At 60.0% G+C, this 25,510-nt stretch carries 26 protein-coding genes; 12 read left to right on the forward strand and 14 right to left on the reverse strand.

All coding sequences use genetic code 11. The features are described 5' to 3' along the window. Window positions 1-141 precede the first annotated feature (141 nt). Window positions 142-816: a hypothetical protein gene (locus tag DES53_RS12470; RefSeq protein ID WP_170157059.1), complete on the reverse strand. Its 675-nt coding sequence runs from the start codon at window positions 814-816 to the stop codon at window positions 142-144. A 217-nt stretch (window positions 817-1,033) separates the two neighbouring features. On the opposite strand from DES53_RS12470, the gene DES53_RS12475 reads away from it, so the two are divergent. Both DES53_RS12475 and DES53_RS12480 read left to right on the forward strand, forming a co-directional pair. Then, entirely contained in the window at window positions 1,034-1,975 is a 942-nt protein-coding gene (locus tag DES53_RS12475) for a serine/threonine protein kinase (RefSeq protein WP_113958612.1), read from the forward strand. 278 nt (window positions 1,976-2,253) lie between these two features. Beyond that, window positions 2,254-2,799, forward strand: a complete 546-nt coding sequence (locus DES53_RS12480; RefSeq protein WP_113958613.1) for a sigma-70 family RNA polymerase sigma factor — start codon at window positions 2,254-2,256, stop codon at window positions 2,797-2,799. A 15-nt stretch (window positions 2,800-2,814) separates the two neighbouring features. On the opposite strand, the gene DES53_RS12485 is transcribed toward DES53_RS12480, so the two are convergent. From DES53_RS12485 to DES53_RS12535, 12 genes are all read right to left on the reverse strand, one after another. Beyond that, a complete protein-coding gene (locus tag DES53_RS12485; RefSeq protein ID WP_113958614.1) occupies window positions 2,815-3,237 on the reverse strand; it encodes a hypothetical protein in 423 nt (140 codons plus the stop codon). 12 nt (window positions 3,238-3,249) lie between these two features. Continuing rightward, entirely contained in the window at window positions 3,250-3,744 is a 495-nt protein-coding gene (locus DES53_RS12490; protein ID WP_113958615.1) for a DUF6714 family protein, read from the reverse strand. Between the two features lie 40 nt (window positions 3,745-3,784). Beyond that, window positions 3,785-4,330 (reverse strand): DUF6714 family protein, encoded by a 546-nt coding sequence (locus DES53_RS12495; protein ID WP_113958616.1) that lies wholly within the window; start codon window positions 4,328-4,330, stop codon window positions 3,785-3,787. Between the two features lie 20 nt (window positions 4,331-4,350). Further along, on the reverse strand, window positions 4,351-4,899 hold the full coding sequence (locus DES53_RS12500; RefSeq protein ID WP_147263375.1) for a hypothetical protein: 549 nt from the start codon (window positions 4,897-4,899) through the stop codon (window positions 4,351-4,353). A gap of 315 nt (window positions 4,900-5,214) precedes the next feature. After that, the gene (locus DES53_RS12505) at window positions 5,215-5,748 is read right to left on the reverse strand and encodes a hypothetical protein (RefSeq protein ID WP_113958618.1); all 534 of its coding nucleotides are present in this window, start codon (window positions 5,746-5,748) and stop codon (window positions 5,215-5,217) included. 67 nt (window positions 5,749-5,815) lie between these two features. Further along, on the reverse strand, window positions 5,816-6,313 hold the full coding sequence (locus tag DES53_RS12510; protein WP_211325531.1) for a hypothetical protein: 498 nt from the start codon (window positions 6,311-6,313) through the stop codon (window positions 5,816-5,818). A 60-nt stretch (window positions 6,314-6,373) separates the two neighbouring features. Further along, on the reverse strand, window positions 6,374-6,865 hold the full coding sequence (locus DES53_RS12515) for a GNAT family N-acetyltransferase (protein WP_147263377.1): 492 nt from the start codon (window positions 6,863-6,865) through the stop codon (window positions 6,374-6,376). A gap of 288 nt (window positions 6,866-7,153) precedes the next feature. After that, on the reverse strand, window positions 7,154-7,609 hold the full coding sequence (locus DES53_RS12520; RefSeq protein WP_113958621.1) for a GyrI-like domain-containing protein: 456 nt from the start codon (window positions 7,607-7,609) through the stop codon (window positions 7,154-7,156). A gap of 25 nt (window positions 7,610-7,634) precedes the next feature. Then, window positions 7,635-8,015: a hypothetical protein gene (locus DES53_RS12525; RefSeq protein ID WP_170157060.1), complete on the reverse strand. Its 381-nt coding sequence runs from the start codon at window positions 8,013-8,015 to the stop codon at window positions 7,635-7,637. Further along, window positions 8,012-8,257 (reverse strand): hypothetical protein, encoded by a 246-nt coding sequence (locus tag DES53_RS32520; RefSeq protein ID WP_170157061.1) that lies wholly within the window; start codon window positions 8,255-8,257, stop codon window positions 8,012-8,014. The genes DES53_RS12525 and DES53_RS32520 overlap by 4 nt, the downstream gene beginning before the upstream one ends. Before the next feature lie 67 nt (window positions 8,258-8,324). Beyond that, complete coding sequence (locus DES53_RS12530; protein ID WP_113958623.1) at window positions 8,325-9,128, reverse strand: polysaccharide lyase family 20 protein; 804 nt, start codon at window positions 9,126-9,128, stop codon at window positions 8,325-8,327. A 57-nt stretch (window positions 9,129-9,185) separates the two neighbouring features. After that, window positions 9,186-9,485 carry a hypothetical protein gene (locus DES53_RS12535; protein WP_113958624.1) on the reverse strand — a complete coding sequence of 100 codons (300 nt, stop codon included), beginning with the start codon at window positions 9,483-9,485 and terminating at the stop codon, window positions 9,186-9,188. 357 nt (window positions 9,486-9,842) lie between these two features. On the opposite strand from DES53_RS12535, the gene leuB reads away from it, so the two are divergent. From leuB to DES53_RS12585, 10 genes are all read left to right on the forward strand, one after another. Beyond that, a complete protein-coding gene (gene leuB / locus DES53_RS12540) occupies window positions 9,843-10,946 on the forward strand; it encodes a 3-isopropylmalate dehydrogenase (protein ID WP_113958625.1) in 1,104 nt (367 codons plus the stop codon). Between the two features lie 41 nt (window positions 10,947-10,987). After that, window positions 10,988-11,338, forward strand: a complete 351-nt coding sequence (locus tag DES53_RS12545) for a hypothetical protein (protein ID WP_113958626.1) — start codon at window positions 10,988-10,990, stop codon at window positions 11,336-11,338. A 37-nt stretch (window positions 11,339-11,375) separates the two neighbouring features. Further along, on the forward strand, window positions 11,376-12,851 hold the full coding sequence (locus DES53_RS12550; protein WP_170157062.1) for a tetratricopeptide repeat protein: 1,476 nt from the start codon (window positions 11,376-11,378) through the stop codon (window positions 12,849-12,851). A gap of 103 nt (window positions 12,852-12,954) precedes the next feature. Beyond that, window positions 12,955-13,464 (forward strand): LPS assembly lipoprotein LptE, encoded by a 510-nt coding sequence (lptE, locus tag DES53_RS12555; RefSeq protein ID WP_170157063.1) that lies wholly within the window; start codon window positions 12,955-12,957, stop codon window positions 13,462-13,464. A 253-nt stretch (window positions 13,465-13,717) separates the two neighbouring features. Next, a complete protein-coding gene (gene rsmI, locus DES53_RS12560; RefSeq protein ID WP_113959058.1) occupies window positions 13,718-14,473 on the forward strand; it encodes a 16S rRNA (cytidine(1402)-2'-O)-methyltransferase in 756 nt (251 codons plus the stop codon). Between the two features lie 88 nt (window positions 14,474-14,561). Beyond that, window positions 14,562-17,048, forward strand: a complete 2,487-nt coding sequence (locus tag DES53_RS12565) for a glycogen/starch/alpha-glucan phosphorylase (protein WP_113958629.1) — start codon at window positions 14,562-14,564, stop codon at window positions 17,046-17,048. Between the two features lie 470 nt (window positions 17,049-17,518). Further along, complete coding sequence (locus DES53_RS12570; RefSeq protein WP_113958630.1) at window positions 17,519-17,911, forward strand: hypothetical protein; 393 nt, start codon at window positions 17,519-17,521, stop codon at window positions 17,909-17,911. Window positions 17,912-18,055: 144 nt separating this feature from the next. After that, on the forward strand, window positions 18,056-20,278 hold the full coding sequence (locus DES53_RS12575; protein WP_170157064.1) for a multicopper oxidase family protein: 2,223 nt from the start codon (window positions 18,056-18,058) through the stop codon (window positions 20,276-20,278). A gap of 69 nt (window positions 20,279-20,347) precedes the next feature. Further along, entirely contained in the window at window positions 20,348-20,608 is a 261-nt protein-coding gene (locus DES53_RS12580; protein WP_113958632.1) for a YHS domain-containing protein, read from the forward strand. A 305-nt stretch (window positions 20,609-20,913) separates the two neighbouring features. Next, window positions 20,914-22,425: a sulfatase gene (locus tag DES53_RS12585; protein WP_113958633.1), complete on the forward strand. Its 1,512-nt coding sequence runs from the start codon at window positions 20,914-20,916 to the stop codon at window positions 22,423-22,425. A gap of 345 nt (window positions 22,426-22,770) precedes the next feature. Here DES53_RS12585 and DES53_RS12590 read toward each other — a convergent pair whose 3' ends face one another. After that, entirely contained in the window at window positions 22,771-25,395 is a 2,625-nt protein-coding gene (locus tag DES53_RS12590; protein ID WP_113958634.1) for a VWA domain-containing protein, read from the reverse strand. Window positions 25,396-25,510 lie beyond the last annotated feature (115 nt).

Raw genomic sequence — 25,510 nt, forward strand, 5'->3', positions numbered from 1 at the left:
CACGTATCCATGAGCGCTCCTCCCGCAATGGTCACTTCGAGTTTAAGCTCATACCATGGTAAAATACCCCGCATTTTCCTTCATGGCATTGGGCTGAAGCCGAAACTACTTTGCTGGCACCGCCGCAGCATTATTTGCCTTTCACTTCCACACCGGCAGCCCCTTGTCTGACCGCTCGAAGATTGCGCGTTCATCGATGTAGATGTCCTCGCCATCCTTCACGAGCGCTTCCTCCACGAAGGCCGCTTTCACGGTCTCGTTCGTGGAGTTCAGATTGTCGAACTTTTTCGCATCCACCTTCCCCACGATCTGATGCGGGACGATGTCCGGCAGGTCCTTGTATGGCTTTGCTCGCGGAATGTAGCCAGCCGCAGTGAGGTCGCCGCCGACGAACAAGGCGGAGTCATTGTAGTGGCCGATGATGAATCCCGATGCCTTCACATTCCCACCCACAAACGTGTCCATGCCTCCGCGCAGCCAGTTCCGCACGGTGAGATTCCCTTTGATGATGAGCAGTGGCTTCATGCCAAAGTCATCGTCCAGCAAGTCTCCATCGATGGTGAGGTCTCCATTCCAAACGATGAAGAGGATGCCCCGGTCCGAGTACCAAGGTTCGCTGGCGGAGTTGTGTGAAGTGAGCTCCAGCGTCTCCGTGTAGTGAGCCTTCAGTGCAATCGCCGAGTTCTTGGAGGCATTTCGCTGGGCCATGCCGTCGAGCATGAATTTCCCATCCTTGGGCATGCTGGGCAGGGTGTAGTCAGCTTTGGTAAACTTGCGTACCTCGCACTCCTTGAGGAATTGCTTGAATCGGGTCATGGTGGTGATGTCTGGGTTTCCCATGAATGTCGCATTCACCCCGGAATGTGACGCCGCTTGCGTGGCGAAAAGCGAGCTCTGACCCGCCTTTCAAATGGCCCTTCACTTCGTTGCGATTCCTTCGTGGGCGTTCAGAAGACAGCCACTTCTCGCTCTGAAAGAATATTTCATGAATTGTTGAGCTCTTTTGTCTGGCGTTGGCGCATGAGGGGTTGGAATGAGCACCTCCATCCATCCCACAGTCACTGACTCGGCAGTGCACCAGTGGCAGCGTTTCATTCATGAGTCAGCCGTGCTCGCGCGGCTCTCCCATCCGAACATCGTACAGGTCTGCGATCTGGGTCAAGATGCCGGGGGGCGACCGTGTTACGCTCTGAAGATGGAGAGGGAGCGCACCCTCCAACAAGTCATCGAGGGACTGCGCCGCAAGGAGCCCGAGACTCTGCGTGAGTTCACGCTGGATAGACTGCTCACACTCCACGGCAAGGTGTGTGAGGCTCTCACATTCGCCCACAGCAGGCACATCATCCACGGCGGTCTCAAGCCGGAGAGCGTGATGATTGGTGGGTCCGGCGAGGTGCTGGTGATGGACTGGGGTGCTGCCCAGGTGCTCGACTCGCAGCACCTGGAGGAGGTTCACGTGCGCCATGTGACGCCCGGCCTCAAGCTTCCCCGGAAAGTATCCCTGCGCGAAGCGAACGTGAAGCGCAGGGAGGAGAAGGCGCGTCGAGAGGGTCCCGCTGAGGAGTTCTCGGGCATCGCCTTACCTGCATTGCAAGGGGGGACGGGTCTGCCTGGTTACAGGTCGCCGGAACAGGTCATGGGGCTTACCCATGATCTCGATGAGCGTTCGGACGTGTACTCCCTTGGAAGTGTGCTCTATGCCATCCTTACTTTGCACCCACCCTGGGAGGGAAGGGCCGTCTCAGAGGTGAAGTCTCCCACGCCACTGCCGCACCTCGCTGAAGGTCGAGTGCCGGCCGCACTGTCATCCATGGTGATGAAGGCTCTCGCGCTCGATAAGGAGCGGCGATACCCGAGTGTGGCGGCTTTCAGGGCGGACATTGAGGCGTTTCAGCGCGGTCATGCCATCGCGGCAGGAAAGGGTGGGCTGGCGAAGCAGATCGTCCTGCGCATCAAGCGCCTGACCTTTGGCTGACCTCATCGCCAGCAACCAACTGCGGCTCACTGCGAGGACTGGAACTCCAGTGTCGGACTCTCTCCGGCTTCCTCAAGGTTCCCACGCTTGAAGTGCTGACGGTCCTTGGGAGCGCTCGTAATATCGAGATGCTCCGCAACCAGCCGAACCTGCGGCGCCTTTCCTTCAAGCGCAGATCCACCTCAGCCGCGACGAGAGGGCGGGAATGTTTTGATTCAAGTTCTCATGGATAAAAATGGTTTGGCCACCGGCCCGGATTCTGCGATCCTGTCCCAGCCATGGCTGACCTCACACTGCTCATCGATGCTGCACGTCGCGGCGAGCCTGAAGCGGCCGACGCCCTTCTCACGCAGGTGTATGCGGAGTTGCGGATGATCGCCCGCGCGAAGATGGCGCGCGAGCAACCCGGCCAAACGCTCCAGCCCACCGCGCTCGTCCACGAGGCCTGGATGCGCCTGGGGGACCAACCCTTTGCCAATCGCGCCCACTTCTTCGGCGCCGCTGCGGAGGCCATGCGCCGCATCCTGGTGGACCGGGCGCGCAAGCGCCACGCCCAGCGCCGCGGTGCGGGCAGTGAGCATGTGGACGTGGATGATGTGGAAGTCGCCGCACCTGTGAAGGATGAGGAACTGCTCGCAGTGCACGAGGCGCTCGATCGCTTCGCGGACGTGGAACCTGAAAAGGCGGAACTCGTGAAGCTCCGCTACTTCACCGGCATGACTTTGGAAGAGGTCTCCGAAGTGCTCGACATCTCCGTGCCCACGGCGAAGCGTTGGTGGGTGTACGCACGCACGTGGTTGTTCCGGGAGATCTCGGAGGCGTAGGGGAGGCATCGCCCTTCAAGGCAGGCAAAGATGGTCAAATCTTCCTGCCTCCGGTCCCAGCAAGCAGTCCGTGATGTAGCCTTCAAAATCCGTGAGGAATCTCTCCGTATCGAAGTCTGGGATGGCGTACTTCCTCACGATGCGTGGCACTTCGGTGAGCAGGCCTTGGGAGATGAGTTGCCGGCGATGCTGGTGTGGCACCCGGGTGAAGTCCTCCAAGCGTAGCATGACATCGATGCCCAGCGTCCTGTCCGCCTTGGTGAAACGCACCCGCTGCTTGTGACCCAGTTCCGGGTCCCGGCAGTTCAGGATGATGGTCAGACCGGTCAGTCCGGGACCATAGTCGCGACTCTCGAAGTGATGCTGCTCATCCAGCGTGCGCGTGGCATGGGAGAGCTTCGCTTCCCAATGGGAGTCGGAGGAGATGAAGACACGCATGGTGGGTTTCCCTCAGTTTTCCCAGGTCGCGCAAAGCTTCATGAATTCATCGATGAACTCCAACTGTTTTTCAGAGAGGAGTTCGAGGTGAGTTCGAAAGATGCACGCCTCCCTGACTGCTGTGAACCAGTACAGCGGAAAGCCTTCCAGATAGTGTCTCAAGTAGGCGGGATAATAGAATCGACAGCCCTCCGCATCGGAGAAGCTGAAATATTCCTGGCAGTTTTTCACATCTTCCGCCGTGACATCCATCCAGTGCTGCTCAGAGTCCTGTGCAAGGAGTTCGGTGTAGCGCTCTTCCGTGAGTATCCATTCGTCATCGAGCCCCCGCGCCACGCTCCGGGTGATGGCAGGCCTGGGCGGGTCACCGAACACCTCCGGCAACCGTGCTGCTAAAGCCAGGGCTTCACGATGTGCTTCCTGCCAGAGGTCGTAGAGCTCCTCTACAGTCTTTGGCCAGTAGCCACGGCTCAGGAGTTCCTCACGACTGGGGAATGGGGGAGGCATGAGGAGGGGGGAGTCTCGCGAGTCTGCGCTGGAATCACCTTTATAGCAGTCCCTTGAGCCGAAGAAACTGGTCAGGTGCAACCGGAAGATCTGATGTGGGTAGCCATTTCTGGCAAAGGGCGATGAACTCATCGAGAAACGCCAATTGTTCCGAGGTGAGAAGATCGACGTGTTTCCGTGAAACAAAGGCCAGGTACACCGCGTCCCAGCCGTAGTTGGGAAACTCCGTCAGGTAGTCCTGCATGAAGGCAGGTAGATAGAATCTCCAGCCCTCCGCATCGGAGAAGGTGAAGTACTCCTGGGAACCTCGCACAGCCTCCGGGGAGACTTCGGTCCAGTGCTGTTCTGGATCCTGCGCAGAGAGTTCTGCGATGCGTTCTTCCGTTAGATTCCATTCGTCATCGTAGCCTCGCGCCACACTCAGTGTGATCTTGGGCCTTGGCGGATCACCGAACACCTCCGGCAGTCTCGCTGCCAGTGCCTGCGCCTCACGATTCGCTTCCCGCCATTGATCATACTGGTCGAGAGTTGCAGGATCGTAGCCTCGACTGCGGAGTTCCTCGCGACTGGGAAATGGGGGAGTCATGGGGCGGGCTTGCCTGCTGGCTACAGTTGCTGAAGCCTCGAAACAGCCAGCTTGGCGGGGCGTGCTACCTGGCCATAGTTATCAGCAGCCAGGAGCTCGGCCAGAGGCAAATCTTCACGGGTGCCCCGGAGGTTCAACCAGCTTGCGATGGCCTCCCGGACATAGAAATCCCTCGACGTGGCAAGCTGGTGTTTCAGGTCGCCCGGGATGCTTTTTGTGACCGGCAGATAGACCGGAAGCAGGATATCGATGTCCTCGTCGCGTGACAGCAATCCCTGGATGGTGGGGATCGTATCAAAGAACAGATCCGTGTCCTCCTTCAAGTCATCGATGCTTTCGTGATCGGACAGGGCGTTGAGCGCGGTCAGAAATGACTCGAGGGAGCGATGGGTGATGCGGCAGTCTCCATCATGCATCAGATGAAAGATGCTGCCGGAGCAGGGGCCTCTGGACACGTAGCAATGGGGATTGGAGTCCTGGCCGTCATGCAGTGCGAATAATCCAAAATGATCCCCGATGGGCAATGCCAGCACATGTGAGGTGTATTCAAGAGCCTGCGGAAGGGGCATGCAATGGATGCGTGACTCTGGCCGGGAAAGGAAATGTCCCGTTTCAAAGTGGGAGACAAGGTTCTCTGGCGCATTGCCGAGCTTGGAGTTGAGTTGTTCTCGTGTGGTCATCGCTGCCAGAATTGCCACCTCTTCTTTGGGGAAGGTGTTGGCTAAATTGAGGTGGAAGGTTGGGGCTTGATTCTGCCGTGAAGATTCCTGAATCTCAAGACGAATGGTCTCAAGGGGGCATGGAGATTCTGTTTAGATCTCATCAAGCCCCATCAATCGTGATGGTGGTGCGAGGCATGATTGATGCGGCTTGTGCCCTTGGTTCTAGACTTCTTCCTTGGGCATCAGAATTCTCGCCACCACGGGATCCTGCGCATCCATGAACATGCGGGCTCGACCAAAGAGGCCAATCATGCCCGGTTCATCGAAGGAGTTGGGCTGTTGTTCTGCATTGAGCAGCACTTCACCCTGGACCAGACCTTGGAGATGGTTGTCCTGGATGTACGACCGGTGATTCTCAAATTCCGCCTTGGTGACGAGGGAGACACAGTGGGGCTGGGAGAAGCTCACGAGCCAGTTCCCATCATCCATAAGCTGGGGATTGAAATCGGGATGAAAATTGTAGACCCGTTCCAGCACGCTCATGGCCTCCACCTCGGGATTGCGGACATTCGCATGGAGGACCACACACGTGCCGTGTTTGAAGATGACCACCACATTCTCATGATCGGTGTAGTAGCCAGCCCGGTCGGCCACGGAATTGAGATCGATAGGGATGCTCGGCTTCCACTTTGGTATGGGTGGAAAACCACGCACTACGCGACGCTTGCGAAACAGGGAGCGCAGGAATGCAAACATGAACAAGGGAGGCTGGCGTGCACCGATAATCGAAATTTCATCGGGAGCCAAGGTGATGATTTGTCTCCTAGGAGCCAGCCTTCGCTTGGTTGGCCGGTTGGAATTCATCCTTCACAGCAGGCCGACCTATGAACCACGCACAGAATCCAAAGACTGTTGCCAACGCGGTCATCATGACACCACCTGCGACCGACATGAAGATGCGCGCTGCCGTAGCTACTTGCTCCGAGCCCGGAGCAGCTGCGAGGGACGATGTGGTGCAAACCCAGAATATGCCGAAACCCACAAACCAAAGGCCAGTCAGAACCGAGAAGAACTGGATGCCGATTCGGGCCCATGGCTTCCGGCGTACAAAATTATACGCCGTGAACGCGGTGAATAGCGCCAGGACCACCTGCACCACCGCAGCCTGACGGTAATAATTCCAGATGCCGTCAAGGGGGGCAGTGTTCTTTGGCGGGTTGGCCCTGAGCACATCCATCAGGCTGCTCATCATCAGGCCACCCAAGCCGGATATGAATGCCAGTACGCCAAGGCCGAACCACATCCAGCCGATCAATGTCACAGTCTGCTTTGCCCTCATTGAATCGCAACTTCGACGGATGCTCGGGAAGCGCAATTGACTTCACAGCTCCTTGGAAAGGTAAAGCGCGCCACCCGCTTCCGGAACGTGCACGGCCTGGGAAAAGCCAGCTGCTCCATAGACGCGCCGGGCATGATGGTTGTTCTCCTGCACCTCCAGCGTGACCCGACAGCAACCCAGTTTGTGAGCGTGCTGCTCAATGGCTCCGAGGAGTTGCCTGCCAATGCCCAGGCCGCGTTGCTCGGGAAAGACAAAGTAGTCCGAGATATTCACCAGCGGACGCGCTGCGAAGGTGGAGAAGCCGCGGAAGCAAATGGCCAGTCCCACGGGCGCCTCACCACGGTAAGCGAGAAAGACCAACGTCGTGGGATGCTCACGCAGCCCGGGTATCACCGCTGCCCTCGCGGCATCGGAGAGTGGCTTCCCATCGCCCATGGGATCCATCGCGTAGGCATTGAGCAGATACAGCGTCGCTTCTTGGTGGTCGGGGAGAGACAGGTCGGCGTGGAGGATGGTGATCTTGTTCTCGCTCATGGCGATGGATCCGGTGAGATTGATGATAGTCGAAGCTCGCGATGGAGGAGAGGGTATCGCTCCAGGAGTCGAGGTGCTGCATTTTTCGGTAGGGTGCTGCTGCGCCGGCACCCTGATCAGGTGGGGCTTTGGATGGTGCGGAGCTGGGCGGGTAAGGTCGTGCGCAGGGAAGATGGCGAAGATGTTCCACACCACCTCCGCCCACGGAAATTTGGGTGCCGACGCAGCAGCACCCTGCCGAAATTTTCAGGGAGGCAGGCCCTGAGCGAGGTTCTCGTGTCGATAACCTCACGCCAGCAAATAAAACACATCCGTCCGTATCTGCGACGCGTCGGCGCTCCACGTTTCCTCCCAGTGTCCATACACTTCCCAGGACACCGCAGAGCATTGGTGTCCGTGCTGCGCACACCAGGCGCGAATGGCAGCGTGCGCAGCGCCAAGGCCTGCATAGGGGCCGTAGTGCGTCGTCGTGACGGCGCGGCCCGAGGGAAGCAGGGAGCAATGCACGCGTTCATTGCCTGCAAATTTCTCCGAGACCTCGGCGCCGACTTCGACATGCTCCTGTCCGTCCAGGTACACCGCCACATGACGTCCAGGTTTGGGAAGCTTGGCGGCACGGATGAAGCTCCATACTTCACCACAGGCTGCGGGGACGAAGCGTGAGAGGTCTTGTGCCTGCACACGGTCACGTACCACTGCCACCCATGTAGGTTCGGCTTGAGCGAGTGTGATCTTGTAGGACATGGCGGAGATGGAGTTGAATTCCTATCTACCGTATCTCGTACTCTTCAGGGAGCGAGCCCTTCCACGCTCCGCAGTTGATGTATGCATCCTCCAGATAGGCAAACCAAGAGTCGTCGCGTCCGATGTGGGTATCGCTTGCAAGCACAATACCCCATGGAGCGTGGCTTCCATGACCGTATTTGGAGTAGGCGAGGGTCAATCCCTCCTGGTGATGACTGAGGTCCGCGACGATCCAGCAGGTGACCTCAATTACTGGTTTCGAATAGGGCCATCTGAGCGACCGCACATAGGGTTCGGTCAAATACGGTTCGAGAACTTCCCGTAGTGGAATCCATGTCGCGACCTCCAGTCCGGACTCCACCAGTTGTTTGATCTCTTCAGGAGTTTGTGGGGACATTGGTGTCATGAGTTTTGCAGGTGACTGAGTCGGCTGACTATTGCGCTCTCCAGATGATGCTTGGTCCCTTCCAAAACGTTCAGGAGCGATTCCAGGTGACCTTTCTCCATCCGGTCGATATTAACAACCGGCTCCGCAAAGCCCGGAGGCGTGTAGTAGCCGTGCTCAAGGAAGTAGGTCCAGTGGCGTTCGTTTTCGAGCAGCACTAGAGGCAGGCCACAGGAGAGCAGCGCATTACGATGACGCATCATCCAGATCTTCCACGCTCTAGAGGAGTCGCTGTTTTGCCGGAAAGACATAAACCGCCAGGGTTTGGGCCTATTTGGAGCCAACGCTCGTCGGGGCTGGCTTTGCACTTCCTCGCTTCGGTCCATTCGGCGGCGCCACCGCTTCATAGCTTCCATCCGCTCCGGCGACACGATACTCATCGAAGTATACCACGTTCTGCGGGACCTCGCCCACGCTGTGGTACTGGCCAAACTTGGCGTATGGTCCGAGGGCCTCGGGATATTGCGTGATGATGTCGCGCTCGCGCACCACTTCTGTGCCGTCCTTCCAGATGGTCCAGAAACCCTTCTTCTCAGCCGACCAGCGCACATGCACCACCCAGTCCGTCCAGCGGCCTTTTTCAAAGGGCATTCGTGCCAGCGTGCGCTTCTTCTCGGTGGGTGAGGGATTGCCGGTGATGAGCCAGTTCTCGGCCTGCGCGCGGATGGCCAGCACGGGGCTCGGGCCACCTTGTTGCGTGTGCCACTGGAAGAGGACCGCATTCGACTTGGTGGGAGCGACGAAGTCCTCCGGAATGTAAATGCTCAGCCCGTACCAGTACTCCTTCTCCATCTCGATCTTCGTGATCCGCTTGCCATCGGAGAACTCGGCGCGTTGCCCGCCATTGGTCTCCGGGTCGCTGGCGCGGAGCAGGGTGCGCGCAGCGAATTTTCCCGCGCGGACAGGAGAGGTCACAATGGTCAGCGAGTCTTCCTTTACCTTCTGGGTGCCCAGCTGGGAGAGGTCACCGGTTTCGAAGTCCGCGAGCCTTAGCAGGCTTGTTTGCGCCTGGGCGGGCAACGATGTTGTCAGGAAGAGGGCGAGGAGAAAGCAATTGGCGAGGATGCGTTTCATTCGGGGCGAGCAGGCTTGGGGCTTTGTGGATGAGTCTGACTTCGTGTCTGTCGACAATTACCCTTTCTTCGTCAGCAGATGTCCGATGTCCGGCAGGATGCAGCAAGCTTCGTAGGTCTCGCATTGACTCAAAAGGGCGTGCAGCCGTTTGAGCTGGCTCTTTTCCATCAGGTCAATGCTGACGACTGGCTCAGAAAGCCCGGCGGGTGTGAAGTAGCCGTGATCGAGGAAATAGGTCCAGTGGCGTTCGTGTTCCAGTACGTCGTGAGGCACTCCACATTCCAGCAAGGTGTCGCGATGTCGGACCATCCAGCTTTTCCAAGCGTGTGCGGCATCGCTGTTGCGGCGGAAGGACATGGTGGAGTTGTGTGGATGAATTAGATGGCGGGAAGGGAGGTGGTCAAGGGCTCCGGATTACCCACAAATTAAAGGCGAGGCGTCAGCCTCCAAGGATCGGGCGCACTCTTGCCCCCAATGCGGGTCGCGACTCCAGCGTCCAGTCGCTCCGATAGGTACTGCCTCCATGATCTTACCCCTATTGGCTCGCTACCACGGGGCAGGAGTGCCCCCGATCCTTGGGCTGTCGCCTTGTCTCCGCCTCCACTCCGCAAACACCTCTCCTTATCCAAGAGGACTTGTCTCATCGCAACCCCACGCCAAACATTCCCCCGCAAACCTCCTTGCACCCCGCGACCCTCTCGCTATCGCCTAATAATGGCAAAAGCTCACAAGATTGCAGTACTCGCCGGCGACGGCATTGGTCCAGAAGTCATGGCGGAGGCACGCAAGGTGCTGGCCCGCGTTTCGGAAAAGTTTGGCCCCCAGTTTGAGTTCAAGGAAGAGCTCGTGGGCGGCGCGGCCATTGATGCCAAGGGCAAGGCCCTCCCGGCCGACACCCTGGCCACCTGCGAGGCGAGCGATGCCATCCTCTTCGGCTCCGTCGGCGGACCCAAGTGGGAAAAGCTCCCCCCGAATGAGCAGCCCGAGCGCGGCGCCCTTCTACCCCTGCGCAAGCACTTCGGCCTCTTCGCGAACCTGCGCCCCTCCATCTGCTACCCGTCGCTGACCCACGCCTCCCCGGTGAAGGAGGAACTCATCGCTGGCGGCTTCGATGTGCTCTGCGTGCGTGAACTGACTGGCGGCCTCTACTTTGGCCAGCCCAAGTTCCGCGGGGAAAAGGATGGCGAGGAGACCGCCATCGACACCATGATCTACAAGAAGAGCGAGATCGTGCGCATCGCCCACGTCGCCTTCAAGGCCGCCCAGGGCCGTCGCAAGCACGTGACCTCCATCGATAAGGCGAACGTCCTCGAAAACGGCCTCCTCTGGCGCGCCACCGTGGAAGAAGTGGCCAAGGACTACCCGGATGTGAAGCTCTCCCACCTCTATGTGGACAATGCGGCCATGCAGCTCATCAAGCAGCCGCGGAACTTTGATACGGTGTTGTGCGAGAACCTCTTCGGCGACATCCTTTCGGATGAAATGGCCATGATTGCCGGGTCCCTCGGCATGCTCGCCAGCGCCAGCCTGGGCAAGGCGAAGGAAGGCGGCCTGTACTTCGGCCTCTTCGAGCCGAGCGGCGGCACCGCCCCGGACATCGCAGGGAAGGGGATTGCCAATCCGATTGCCCAGATCCTCTCCGCGGCCCTCCTGCTGCGCTTCTCGCTCGGCCTGGAGAAGGAAGCGGCAGCCATTGAGACCGCCGTCCGCCACGTCATCGACCGCGGCCTGCGTACTGGTGACATCTACAGTGGCGCGGACGACACCCGCAAGGTGGGCACCGCCGAGATGGGTGATGCCATCGTGGCGGAGTTGTAAGGAATGCTTCCCGTGCCCGGCCTGGTCGGGCACGGTTCTCTATGGCGCACAGGCCCAACTTATTGCCCGGCATCGCGGCGTCGGTGGCAGTCACTGCCATCCTCGCCGCGGTCGCTGCCTGTGTGGTGTGCTGGCTCTATCCCGCGCCATTTCTTAATGCCTTCTGGTCGTGCCTGGGTGGCGCACTGGTGGCGGCGCTGTTGCTGTCCATTTTCACTGTGCTGGAGATGATTGTCGCCGGAGGCATTTTGCTGACTCTGGCGGGTATCTGCATTCCCATCGCGGCGCGTCTTTCCGAGCCTGCGCTTCCCGCTTATGCCATTGCTTCCGTGGCATCCGGCATGCTATCGAGTCGTGCCTTTCGCCGGGCCGAGTTCGGCCACTGGTGGTAGCCACTCTTTTCGCTTTAGAAACCCGAAATTCCCCTTCTTGACGCCCTACAAACCCTCCACTACTCTCCGCGCGATGAATTCCAAGCCCGTCCTTCGTGCCACGATTGCAGCAGCGTCTGTGGCCCTCCTTGCTGCGCCGGATGCACGCGCGCTTGACCTCGGCAAGGCCAACCCTCTCAAGTGGTTCGACAAAAAAGACGAGGTGGTGCCGAGCGCCCCTGAGCGTCAGGTGCAGGAAGGCGCCGCGGAAGCCATGCTTCGCGATGCGAAGACCGCTGCCTCCACCGGCAACAACGGCCGTGCCATCAGCCTCTACAAGGATGTGGTGAGCCGCTATCGCTTCACGAACGCTGCGGCCAATGCCCAGTTTGAGTTGGCCGCGCTCCAGCGCCGCAGTGGCAAGCTGCAGGACTCATACGACTCCTTCCAGAAGTTCATCACCGACTACCGCCAGAGCGCTCGTTTCGATGAGGCCGTGCAACAGCAGTTTGAAATCGCTGAAGAAGCGAAGGCCGGCAAGAAGCAGCCTTCTCTCCTGATGATCCCGATGAAGCTCGACAAGAGCGATCTCGTGAAGCTCTATCAGGGCGTCATCCGCAACTCTCCCTACGGCAAGTATGCTCCCTACGCGCAGTTCGCCATTGGCGAAGTGTACCAGGATGATGGCGACAAGCCCATGGCCAACCAGGCCTACCAGATGGTGGTGGATAACTATCCCAACACCAAGCTCGCTTCTGAGGCGCAGTTCCGCATCGGCGCCATCAGCGCCGCCGCCGCCCGCAAGTCACAGGATGCCTCGAATCTTGGCGTCGCTCTAGATGCCATGGAGACCTACAAGGCGATCAACCCTACTGGTGAGCGCGTGCAGGAGGCCGACAGCCTGATCACCGAAGGTCGCGCTGCGCAATCTGCCAATGCTCTTTCCATCGCCAAGTTCTATGAGAAGGCGGGCAAGCCGAAGGCCGCCGCCATCTACTACAGCGAGGCGATGCAGACCGGCGGTGGTGAGACCGTCTCCGAAGCCCAGCGCCGTCTGGCTGCGCTCGCAGCCTCCAATCCTGACGACGTGAAGCAGAGTGGTGTGAGCACTGGCGAAGGCTATGTGGTCCCCGCTGCGGTGAACACGAAGAACCGCGACGAGTACGCAGGCCCGCCCGCTCCTGTGGTGGCGAAGCTGAACTCCAAGCCCTCCATGCGTGTGGAGCCGGATAACTTCAAGCCCATCCCCCTCACCGAACCCGACCTGCCCACTCGTGAAGGTCAGGCTCCCACCGCTCCCGGCACCCTGCTGCCTCCTGCGGAAGGAGACAAGCCTCTGCTGCTGCCTGTGCCTCCGAGCCCCGGCGCTCCCATGCCTGCGCCGCAGTCCCTTCCTGTGCCTCCTGCTCCCGCTCCAGTGCCCCCGGCCCCGGCTCCGGCTCCGGCTCCGGCTCCGGAAGCTGAGAAGCCTGCTGAGGCTCCGAAGCCTGCAGAACAGGCCAAGCCCGCCGCTCCTGAGGCTCCCAAGCCCTGATCCTGATCTTGTGTGAGCTGGCATGACCGGCTCACACAGGCGCTCAAGCAGACACATTCACGGCATCAACTCCCCGGCAACCACACGACTCCCCAAGCAACGCATGAACAAGCTTGCCCTCTTCCTCGCACCGCTGGCGCTCTCCCTCCTCACGAACTGCGCGGGCTACCAGCTCGGTGCCAGCAAGCCGCACCAGATGTCCAATGTGACCAAACTGGCTGTGCCCACCTTCAAAAACGACACGCTGGAACCCCGCCTCGAAGTGCTGGTGACCAATGCGCTCATCAAGAAGCTCCAGGCAGACGGCGCCTACCAGATCGTCCCCCGTGGCGAGGCTGATGCCGTGTTGAACGCCACCATCACCGACATCGAGCGCAGCCAGTTCCGCGCCGTGCGCAGCAATACACTCCGCTCCTCGGAACTCCTCATGCGTCTGCGCATCGACTACACCGTGGACTCCAGCGCGGGTGAGCAGCTCCTCAAGGGCCAAGTGCAGGGCGCCTCGAACATCGTGATCGACCCCAGCCTGCAAATCACCGAGCGTCAGGCCCTCGCGGATGCCGCCGAACGCCTTTCCATTTCCATGGCGAGTGCCGTCTCGGAAGGCTGGTAAGCTGGACGGAAACATTTCAGAACCACACACTCAAGAACGGCGACTTCGGTCGCCGTTTTTTTGTGTCCAGAGCAGCAAGTCCTGGCTCTGACCGGATAGGATGAAACGCAACGCAACAAAGCAGCAAAGGACATGAGTTGGATGAAGCTGCGCCTCTCGACAGTTCTTCAGTGCGCTGCATTTCAATCCTTTGCTGCTTTGTTGCGTTGCGTTTCACCCCGACTTGGCGGATCGCTTGTCCATCCATCTCCCCATGCCGGACCCGTCCCCAGCTTCTGAAGCCACGCCCTGCCTGCAACTCATCGCCACCCCCATTGGCAACCTGGGTGACCTCAGCGCCCGTGCGGTGGAGGCTCTGAAGAATGCAGCCTGCGTGGCATGTGAGGACACCCGGCGGACAATCCATCTGCTGCAGCATCATGGATTGCAGGTGCCGCTCATTTCGCTGAACGAGCACAATGAGGCGCGGCGCATCCCGGAACTTCTGGGCCGCATTGAAAATGGGGAGACGATTGCGCTCGTGTCGGATGCGGGCTTTCCCACCGTGTCAGACCCTGGCCAGCGACTCGTGTTCGCCGCCATCGGCGCAGGGCTGCGCATCGAGGTGGTGCCGGGAGCCAGCGCTGTGCTCACTGCCCTGGCGGGTTCCGGGCTGCCGACGGTACCGTTCTATTTCGGCGGCTTCCTTCCTCACAAGAAGGGCCAGCGCGACAATGAATTGGAGGCTGCCATGAACCGTGAATGCACCAGCATTTACTTTGAATCGCCCTACCGATTGGTGGATACTTTGGAGATGGTGGCGAAGCGGAATCCTCAACACCCTGTGGTGGTCGCGCGGGAATTGACGAAGATGTTTGAGGAATTCAGGCGCGGTTCGGCGCAGTCCGTGCTTGATCACTATGCTGTGAAAGCTCCCAAAGGTGAAATCACCCTGCTCATCGGTCCCCGTGAGCTCCCGAAATGGATGACACGCGACCGCGCTGCCGGGCACGAAGCTCATCCCGAGTGAATGCCACGGCACTCCGGCATTCCCATTCCCTTGTTCAGACTGGTATAATCTCCCAACCCAAGGAACCACACTCACCCACTGAAAAGTCATGTGGCGCACCACTCCCTCAACTGACAACGAGCCCCTGGATCTCACGGCCTACAACGATGCCGAGGCCATGAAGGCCTCCATTCGCAATCACCTCCTTTTCACCCTCGCACACGATCCGCAGACCGCCACGAAGATGCACTGGTGGTGGGCCACCTGCATGGCGGTGCGTGACCGTGCGCTGGCACAATCCTTCAAGACCATGCGCACGCATCGCTCGAAGAATGTGCGCCGCGTGCACTACCTCTCCCTGGAATACCTCATGGGCCGTCTGCTGGAGAACAATCTCCGCAACACCGCGCTGTATGACTCCGCCAAGGAGGCTCTCACGGACCTCGGCCAGGACCTGGAGACCATCATCAATCGTGAGCCGGACATGGGGCTGGGCAATGGTGGCCTCGGCCGTCTTGCGGCATGCTTCCTTGATTCCTTCTCCACACTGGATCTGCCGGCGGTCGGTTATGGCATCCACTATGAATTCGGCCTCTTCCGCCAGGAGTTTGTGCATGGCCGTCAGGTGGAGCAGCCGGATGCATGGACACGCGAAGGCAGCCCGTGGAAGATTACGCGCCCTGAGTACAAGGTGGAGGTGAGCCTCTACGGTCATGTGACCCAGCACTTCGATGACTATGGCAATGCCAAGATGGTGTGGGAGAACTGCCGCAAGATCGTCGGCATGCCGTGGGACATCCCCATCATTGGCTACCGCTCCGCCACGGTGAACTTCCTGCGCCTGTGGGAGAGCCGGGCGACGGATGATTTTAATCTCAAGGTCTTCAACGAAGGCTCCTACATCGAGGCCATTCATGACAAGGCCGCGAGCGAGACCGTCTCGAAGGTGCTGTATCCCAACGACGCCACGGAGAGCGGCAAGGAGCTGCGCCTGGTGCAGCAGTACTTCTTTGTGGCCTGCTCGCTGTCAGACATCATGCGCCGGTACAAGCGGGACAACCAGGGCTGGGAAGCGTTCCCGGACAAGGTGGCCATCCAGCTCAATGACACGCACCCGGCTGTGGCCATTCCCGAGCTCATGCGCCTGCTCGTGGATATCGAGGAGCTCCCGTGGGAGCAGGCGTGGAGCATCACGCAGCGCACCTTCAGCTACACGAATCACACCCTCCTGCCGGAGGCGCTGGAGACGTGGAGCGTGGGCCTCTTTGACAAGGTGCTGCCGCGTCACCTGCAGATCATCTACACCATCAACGAGAAGTTTCTCCGGGAGGAGGTGTCACGTCGTTGGCCGGGAGACATCAGCAAGATGCAGGCGCTCTCGATCATTGATGAGAATGGTGGCAAGCGGGTGCGTATGGCCCACCTCTCCGTACTGGGCAGCCATGCTACAAATGGCGTGGCCGCGCTGCACACGCGTCTGCTTCGCGCGAAGCTCTTCCCCGAGTTCAATGAGCTCTACCCGGGCCGCTTCCTCAACATGACGAACGGCATCACGCCGCGTCGCTGGCTCATGGTGTGCAATCCGGAACTCACCAGCCTCATCACCGAGTCCATCGGCGATGCATGGACGAAGGATGCCTCGAAGCTGCGTGCCTTGGAACCCTTCGCGGAGGATCCTGCCTTCCAGCAGCGCTTCCGTGCCATCAAGCGCAAGCACAAGGAGCACCTCACCACGATCGTCAAGAAGCTCACTGGCTATGACATCAGCGCGGATGCCATCTTCGACGTGCAGATCAAGCGCCTGCATGAGTACAAGCGCCAGCACCTGAATCTGCTGCACATCCTCACCCTGTACCGCAGGCTCCTGCAGGATCCGGGGTATGATATGCAGCCGCGTGTGTTCCTCTTCGCTGCGAAGGCCGCGCCGGGATACTACCTTGCGAAGAACATCATCCACTGCATCAACGCGGTGGCGGAGAAGGTGAACAATGACCCGCGCATCCTTGGCAAGCTCAAGGTTGCCTTCCTGCCGAACTACGGCGTGACCCTCGCAGAGCGCATCATCCCTGCGGCGGATGTCTCGGAGCAGATCTCCACCGCAGGCAAGGAAGCCTCTGGCACCGGCAACATGAAGCTCGCCCTCAATGGTGCGCTCACTGTCGGCACGCTGGATGGCGCCAACGTGGAAATCAAAGACGAGGTGGGCGATGACAACATCTTCATCTTCGGCCTCACCGTCGAGGAGGTGGAGGAACTCCACGCCCGTGGCTACAATCCGTGGGACTACTACTGGAACGACGCCGAACTGCGCAACGTCATCGACTGGATCGCCAGCGACTTCTTCACCGGCAATGCCGAGGACTTCAAGCCGCTGCGCAACAGCCTGCTCGAAGGAGGCGACCCCTTCCTGGTCCTGGCCGACTACCGCGCCTATGTGCAGGCTCAGGAGAAGGTGGATGCCGCTTACCGCGACACCACGAACTGGACCAAGATGAGCATCCTCAACACCGCCAGAAACGGCTTCTTCTCCAGCGACCGCACCATTAGTGAGTACGCCGAGAAGATCTGGAAGCTGCCGGGAATCCGGGTGGAGTAGGGGAGAGTGGGCAGTGTTCAGTAAGCAGTAGATCGTAAGTAGTCAGTAGAAGACTGCTCCAAAGAGATTTGAAAGCGCCGGTTGTGAGACCGGCGCCTTCTTTTTTGGCTCCCTTCAGTGTGTTCGCGCGCATTGGCCCTGGGAGCGCTGGCCTCCGGCCGGCGTATTTGGTCTGCCGTGAGCTATTTACGAATGCACTTATTCCTCCCAGCATCCCCTCGCAGGGAGCGGGACTCGCCGAAGTCCCGTGATGTATGTTATTCTCGCACGTGACGCGAAGTTGCCGCATTACCTTGTTCCCGCAACCACGCCGGCCAGAGGCCAGCGCTCCCAGGGCCGCTGAACTCCGCTTTCGTGCATTCAGCCTTGAACAAACCCTCCGCGCTTGCGTCCAACTCGTTGGCCCGTATTGTAACAATATCCGGCCTCGTGCGTATCCATTCGTAGAGACCACATCGTCAGCGCGGTTCATGCGTCATTTCCGTTCCATCGTCCTCATCATCGCTGTCCTCCTTCAGGCGCTGCCTGGAGCGGTGGGATTGCGTGCCATGGGCATGGCGGCAGAGGCGACACCGAAATGCGAAATGGATTGCTGTGCATGGGTCCAGCAGGTGGAACAGGAAGAAAATACCTGTGCCTGTGCTCCTGCCACAGAACAGCAGCAGCCCACGGCACCTCCCACCATTCCCTCCCAGTCCGCGCGTGATGTGATTCCCGTCGTGTATTGGAAGGCTCAGGAAGACATCCTCCAGCCTGCGGCTCCCATCAGTGAGCCCCAGTCCAGCTTTGTCACGACTGATGCGTCAGAAAAGGCCACGCCGCACGTCCGGCTGTCGGTCCTTTTCTGCGCCATTTTGATCTGATCCTGCGTCGTTGACAGACGCATTGCGCCCAGGCGTTGCCATCTTCACGGCAGCATCGTGCTTGGATCTCGCCCCCGCCCACCGTGGGCCGTCATGGGGACACACTCTTCCAGATCAGATTCGACAAGACCTACCCAGTCAGTCATGCACCTTTCCCTCACCTCTCTTTTCCGTGCCATCGCCACGTTGGCACTACTGCACCCGCTCGCTGCCCTGGCCTGCGACGAGTGCAAGCTCAAGGCTCCTCCCGGCGCGAAGGTCGTGGAGTATGACCTCTACATTGATGAACAGACCGTCCGCCCCGCCGGCAAGCGTGTGCGCGGGCTCACCATCAATGGCGGCATCCCCGGACCCACGCTGCGCTTTCGTGAGGGCGAGTGGGCGCGCATTCGTGTGCACAATCGCCTGAAGAACGAAGAGACCTCCACGCACTGGCATGGCTTGCTCCTTCCGAATGTGCAGGACGGCGTGCCCTACATTACGACACCGCCCATCCTGCCGGGGAAGACGCACACGTTTGAGTTCCAGCTCAAGCATTCCGGCACGTACTGGTACCACTCGCACACGCACCTGCAGGAGCAGATTGGCGTGTATGGGTCTATCGTGGTGCATCCGCGTGGTGGTGAACCGGTGAAAGCCGACCGCGAGGAGGTGCTGGTGCTTTCCGACTGGACGAACATCAACCCGCACGAAGTGCAGCGCATGCTCATGCGTGGCAGCGACTACTTTGGGCTGAAGCGTGGCAACGCGCAGTCCATCCTCGGTGCCATTCAGTCCGGACACTTCAAGGAGTACCTCTCCAACCAGTGGTCCAAGATGCCGCCCATGGATCTGTCCGATGTGGGATACGATGCCTTCCTCATCAACGGCCAGCGCAGCGTGCAGCTTGGCGGGAAACCGGGTGAGCGTGTGCGCCTGCGCATCATCAATGCCTCTGCAGCGTCTTACTTCTTCCTGACTTCCTCCGCAGGTCCGATGACCATCGTGGCGGCAGATGGCCCCGCAGTGGAGCCAGTGAAGGTGGACCGCTTCCTCATGGCCATCGCGGAGACGTATGATGTCATCGTCACCGTGCCACCCAGTGGCCAGTACGAGCTGCGTGCTACGGCACAGGACAACAGCGGCCATGCGTCCGCTTTCTTTGGCAACGGTGAGCTCAAGCCTGCCGCTGATCCGCCGAAGGCCAATGTGTACTCCATGGATGAGATGCTGAATCTCGCGCTGGAGGAGCAGGAGGATGACCCTCGCGCTGCGCTGAATCTTCCGCGTCCCGGCTCGCCGTATCGTGTACTGAAGTCCCCCGGGAGCACCACACTGCCGAAGAACCTGCCGCGCCGCAAGATTTCGCTCAAGCTCACGGGAGACATGAACCGCTACATCTGGGGCTTCGATGGCAAGACCATCGCCCAGGACCCCTACATCCATATCAAGAAGGGCGAAATCATCGAGTTGGAGTTGGTAAATGACACCATGATGCACCATCCCATTCACCTGCATGGCCACTTCTTCCGCCTGCTCATGGGGCAGGGGAGGCGCTCACCGCTGAAGCACACCGTGGACGTGCCCCCTATGAGCACGCGCACCGTCGAGTTTGAGGCGAACGAGACGCACGACTGGATGTTCCACTGCCACATCCTCTATCACATGATGTCCGGCATGGCCCGCGTGTTCCGCTATGCACCGGAGGACGGCGCGATGCCTCAGTATGCGAACAGCCCTGCTGCGAATACGAACGTCGCGTCTGCTGACAATCCGGGCGAGGCTGCGCAGAGCAGCATCGCTTCCGGTGACCATGGTTATGGTTTTGGTCGTGCCATCGGTGGCGCTCACAGGCATGGCAGCATGGCCATGGGCAGCTTGGGCGAGCACAGCCATGACATGGCCTACATCTGGGGAGCGGCTTCCATCCAGTCCCACATGACGGAGGGACTCATCACCTGGATGAACCCCAAGGACGACATCCTGCTCGGCTGGGAAGTTGGTTGGGCCAATGTGGATGACACCGAGTACGAAGTGGAGGCGCTCTACCAGCGCTACTTCAACGCGGACTTCCAGGCCTTCATCGGCGCACGCCTCACCAATGAGGACGATGCGGAGAACCGTGCGGTCATCGGTTTCAACTACCGCCTGCCGCTGCTGGCTTGGGCCACCATCAGTGTCGACAGCGAAGGCGATGCGTGTTTCGCACTGGCGAAGGAGTTCCAAATCACCCCGCGCCTCGCTGCCTTCGGCCAGGTCGAGTACGACACCAACACCGAGTGGAAGTGGTCTGCCGGAGCGACCTACACGCTCACGCGCACCGCCTCCCTCATCACCCAGTACCACTCCGAGTACGGCCTCGGTGCTGGTCTCGAAGTTAGATTTTGATGACCCTTTTTGCAGTCATCGATACCGAAAAACGAAACAGACAAATACCCCCCCGACATCATCACCATTATGAAAACAAAACTCACCACCTACCTTTCCACCCTTCTCCTTGGTGCCGCACTTGTTGCCACCAGCATCCCCGCCACGGCATCAGCCGCAGATGTGAAGCCTTATACGCTGAAGACCTGCGTTGTGAGTGGAAATGAACTCGGTAGCATGGGCAAAGTGGTCACCAAGACCTACGAGGGGCAGGAAGTAAAATTCTGCTGCAAGCCGTGCATCAAGAAGTTCGACGCGAATCCCGCGAAGTACCTCTCGAAGCTGAAGTAAACGGGTAGCAGCGATAGCTGTGAACCTTTCGGCTCCCCGTTCCTGTGAAACGCAGGGACGGGGAGTTTTCGTTGGTGAGGTGAAAAGGTCGACAGTCCAAGGAGCGGCACTAGCCTAGTGCCGTCATGCAGGGTGGCACGCCATGTGGCGTTTGAATGGCCGCCTTGCGTGTTTGTGAGGGCAAGAAAAAGGCTCCGCACCCACATTGCCGACCACCGGCACTAGGCTAGTGCCGCTCCCTGCGAGAGCTCCATCCGCTCGAACACATTCCCGCAAGATTCCGGTCTCGCCTTCGTTCACCCGCGATGTTCCAGCGTCTCGTCTCCACCGCAGCATCCACCATCACCCGCGCCACGGCGATTCTCGCCAGCGCTGCTGCTCTCGCGACCTCAGCCACCACCACTGCTGCAACCCCTGCCACCACGCCCAACATCATCTTCATCATGGCAGATGATTTGGGCTACACGGATGTCCATTGCTTCGGCAGCCAGTACTACGAGACGCCGAACATCGACCGTCTCGCAGAGCAGGGGATGAAGCTCACGAGCTACCACCAGGCGCAGAACTGCCAGCCCACGCGCGCGGCGCTCATGACCGGCCAGTACGGTCCGCGTACCGGGGTGTACACGGTGGGTGGGATCGACCGCTTCAACTGGCGTTCGCGTCCCCTGCGTCCGGTGGACAATCTCGATTCCCTCCCCCTGGAGAAGAAGACCGTGGCGGAGTCGCTCAAGTCCGCGGGCTATGCCACGGGGATGTTCGGCAAGTGGCACCTCGGCAACGATGGCGCACATCATCCCGGCAAGCGTGGGTTCGATGAAGCCATGGTGAGCATGGGGAAGCATTTCAACTTCAACACCAATCCCAAGGTGGAAGTGCCTGAGGGAGCCTATCTTGCCGACTTCCTCACGGCCAAGGCCGTCGACTTCATCACCCGGCACAAGGACAAGCCCTTTTTTCTCTACCTGCCACACTTCGGAGTGCATTCACCGCATGAGGCGAAGAAGGACCTCATCGAGCATTTCAAACCCAAGGCCCCCGCGGGAGGCCATGACAATCCCACGTATGCGGCCATGATCGCCAGCGTGGACGAAAGCGTGGGGCGCGTGATGGATACCCTGGAGAAGCTCCAACTCGCGGAGAACACCGTGCTCATCTTCACCAGTGACAACGGCGGCGTGGGTGGCTATGCGCGTGAAGGCATCAAGAAGGCGGGCGACATCACCGACAACGCGCCACTGCGCAGCGGCAAAGGCAGCCTGTATGAAGGTGGCACGCGCGTGCCCTTCGTCGTGCGCTGGCCGGGTGTGGTGAAGCCTGGCAGCACCAGCGATGTGCCTGCGATTCACGTGGATATCTTCCCCACACTCGTAGAGCTTGCGAAGGGCACAGCGCCCGAGGGCCAGACGCTGGATGGTGAAAGCCTCGTGCCGCTCTTCCGTGATGGCGGAGCCACGCTGAAACGCGAGGCGATTTTCCAGCACTTCCCCGGCTACCTCGGCGCGGGCGAGAACTCCTGGCGCACCACGCCGGTGGCTACCATCGTGAGCGGTGATTGGAAGCTGATGGAATTCATGGAGGACAAGAAGGTGGAGTTGTACAACCTGAAGGACGACATTGGCGAAACGAAGAACCTTGCCGCGACGGAGACTGAGAAGACCACGGCATTGCTCGGGAAGCTGCACGCCTGGCAGCAAGAAATTAAAGCGCCCATGCCCACGCCGAATACAGAGCAGGGACAACCCACGCCTGAGAAGAAAGGCGGCAGGAAGAAGGGAAAGAAGGCGAAGGCGGCTGCAGAGGGGGGTGATGAGTGAGCAACGTGGTGATTCGTTTTTTCATTTGAAAAGCCGACAGTCCAAGGAGCGGCGCTAGCCTAGTGCCGTCCTGCAGGCTGGCACGCGATGTGGTGTGGAAGTAGTCGCATCGCGTGTCTGGCTGCAATGCAACTTCTCCAAGAGGCTCCGCACCCAGATGGCCGACCACCGGCACTAAGGCCAGTGCCGCTCCTTGAACAGGAGACGTCTCTAAGTGGAAAGGCAAGGTTGTTGCTGCAGATACAGCCGGCCGGAGGCCAGCGCTCCCAGGGCCTGCATACCCAGTGGCGTTCCAAGGAAGATTGATGGAATTGCTGCCTTTTGCGTTTCTTTGCGGCTACTCACTCACAGCGCTGTCTTCGTCTTCGTCGCAGACTTCAACCCACCAAACGCCATGTCCCAGATACCGGTGACGTGTTCCCAGCGACGCACGATGGCATCGATGATGAACAGGCAGAGCAGGGCGATGACGAGGGTGGGCCACAGTTCAAAGTAACGGCGGGCTTTGGCGCTGCCGAGGTCGAGCTTGGTATCTTGATTCAAATATGTGCCGCCCGTCATTTGTGTGACTTCGCGCAGCAGAGGTTCATTCACCGTGCCGAGGCTTTGCTCACCGCTGGGGTTGTGCACAAGACCGGCGGTCACCATCTGGGCACCGCTTTGGGCACGCACGAGATACACACCCGCCTGCTCCGGTTTGAAGTCGCCGGCATAGAGACCCGGTCCGCTTTGGCGTAAGGTGAGCGCTTGCACGGGTTTCAGCGGAGCACCCAGTGACTCGGCGGAGACGAAGAAGACTTCGGCAGTGACACGCGCTTCATTGCCACGGGTGCCAGCATCGGTCAGCACATCCACGCTGACCTTCGCTTCATCGCCCACCATCTCGCAGCGCAGATCCATGTTCTGACCTTGAGGCGGACGCGCGGTTTCGCGGAGCACTTGGGACCAGAATTGGCCAAAGCCATTCCACCGGCTGATCCACAGGGAGGCCCAGCGGCTCTTCGCATCGCTGGTGAAAGCGGTGGCTTTGCCGAGGCCAAAGCGCCAGTGGGCGAGCAGAGGGTCACCGAGGTCCGTGACCAGCGGGACTTGAGCGGTGCTCTTGCGCAGAGTCTTTACATAACCCAGCAGCGGTGGCGGCTCGAACTTGTCCCAACCGGCGAGAATGGGATGGCGCTCAGACATGGCGGGTGTGAAAGCATCCTCGCGGATCATGCGGCCGGTGTGGATGAGAGTGTCCTGCGTGAAGATGCGCGTGATGTTCGAGGCATCCAGCGTGGTGTAGCTCTGACCGCCACCGAGACTCGCGATGGCCTGCAGCAATCCCACATGCGCGCCATCGCCTATCGCCACGGTGGAAATGGTCATGCCCTCAGCGCGGCATTGCGAGGCGAGCGATTCATAGCCCGTCCCACTGGTCTGGCCGTCGGTAAGCAGGATCATGTGTTTGATCTTGGCCTTCACACGCTGGAGGGCGTTGCGTGCTTCAGACATGGCGGGGTAGGCATTCGTGCCGCCGCCACTGGTGAGTCCGGCAATCTGTCCTGCCACAGCGGCCGCAGAGCTCAGGCGTGTCATCGGCACCACCACGTGCAGCTCGGAGTCGAAGGCATATACGCCGATGCTGTCATTGCGCGTGAGCACTTCCGCGGTGGCAATGGCGGCGCTCTTGGCCATCTCCAGCTTCTCGCCGGACATCGAACCGGAACGGTCAATCACCAGGGCGAGGGCGCTGCTTTGTTTTTCCTCTTCATCCGGCGCTTTCAGCCGCACGGGCAGTACTTCTTCAATCGGCGTGCGGAAATAGCCGCCGACACCGAAGGAGTTCGGCCCGCCCAGCATGATGAAGCCGCCGCCCAGCTTGTCCACGTAGTCGCGGATGGCGACCATGGTGTTCTCCCCGAGTTTGTGCGCGGGTACATCTGAAAGTATCACACCATCATAGCCGCTGAGTTCCTGCGGACTTGCGGGGATGGTGCCGGGCGCGCGCAGCTCGAGCTGGATGCCCTCCTTCTCCATGGCCTGCATGAGGTACTGCGCTTCATTCGCATCGCCCTCTACGAAGAGCAGGCGCAGGCGGCCGCGCACGTCCACCAGGGTCAGTGCCTCGTTGTTCGCAGGAATGGCGTCGCCGGCGAAGCCCTCCAGCACGGCGCGGTATTTGTAGATGTTTCGCGTGGCGGGGTGGCGGGTGAAGAGCTCCTGCAGCGCCTGACCGGCTTTGACGCTCACATTGCGACGCTCCACCTCCACACCGTTCTCGAAGAGCTTGAGCGAGCCGCTGCCATCCATGGTGCTCTCGATGTCCACGGTGAGCTTCAGGGCTGCGCCCTCATGCAGGCGGGATTGACTGGGCACCAGTTGGCGTACACGCACATCGGGCTTGCGTGGACCTGCCACCGGTACGGCATGCACCTGGACTTCGGCCAGTGCGGCACCGCGTGCGGCTTCCACCAGATTGCCGCGCGTCTCATGGCCATCGCCGATGAGCACCACATGCCGCGATGTGCCCGCAGGGAAGAGTGCTCGCGCATACTCCACGGCGGCGGCGTAGCGGCTCTGTGCGCCGTGATTCTTTTGCATTTCGGCCAGAGACTCTGCCGCCGGGTCCTTGAGTTCGGGTTCGTTGAGCAGTCGGGTTTCGTCGCCGAAGGCCACGTTGAAAACTTCTGTGTCACCGGGTAGCGAGGCTCGGAGGGAGTCGGCTTTCTGCAGCGCGGTCTTCACACCTTCAGGACCGAGGCTCTGGGAGACATCCACCGCCACGACCACGGCGCGACGATTGCTGGTGATGACCTTTGCCGGACCCGCCAGCGCCGCGAGCGCGAGGATGACACCCAGCGCCCGCACGATGAGCAGCATCCGCTTCCGCGAGGCTGGCATGGGATGCGCCGATTTCCGCTCCGCCCACACGAGAAACGCCAGCGCCGGGATGATGAGCAGGAGGAGGTAAGGGTACTGCCAGTCCATGAAGCGAAGCTGCGGCGGGGAAGCGGAGAGAAAGCGTGGTCTAGAGTTCTAACACAACACCATTTCTACGAATGCACTGCAACAGTTTCTCCGGGCAAGTTCGGGGGAATCGAGC

This window comes from Roseimicrobium gellanilyticum (assembly GCF_003315205.1).
In the GTDB taxonomy this organism is placed as follows: Bacteria; Verrucomicrobiota; Verrucomicrobiia; order Verrucomicrobiales; family Verrucomicrobiaceae; genus Roseimicrobium; species Roseimicrobium gellanilyticum.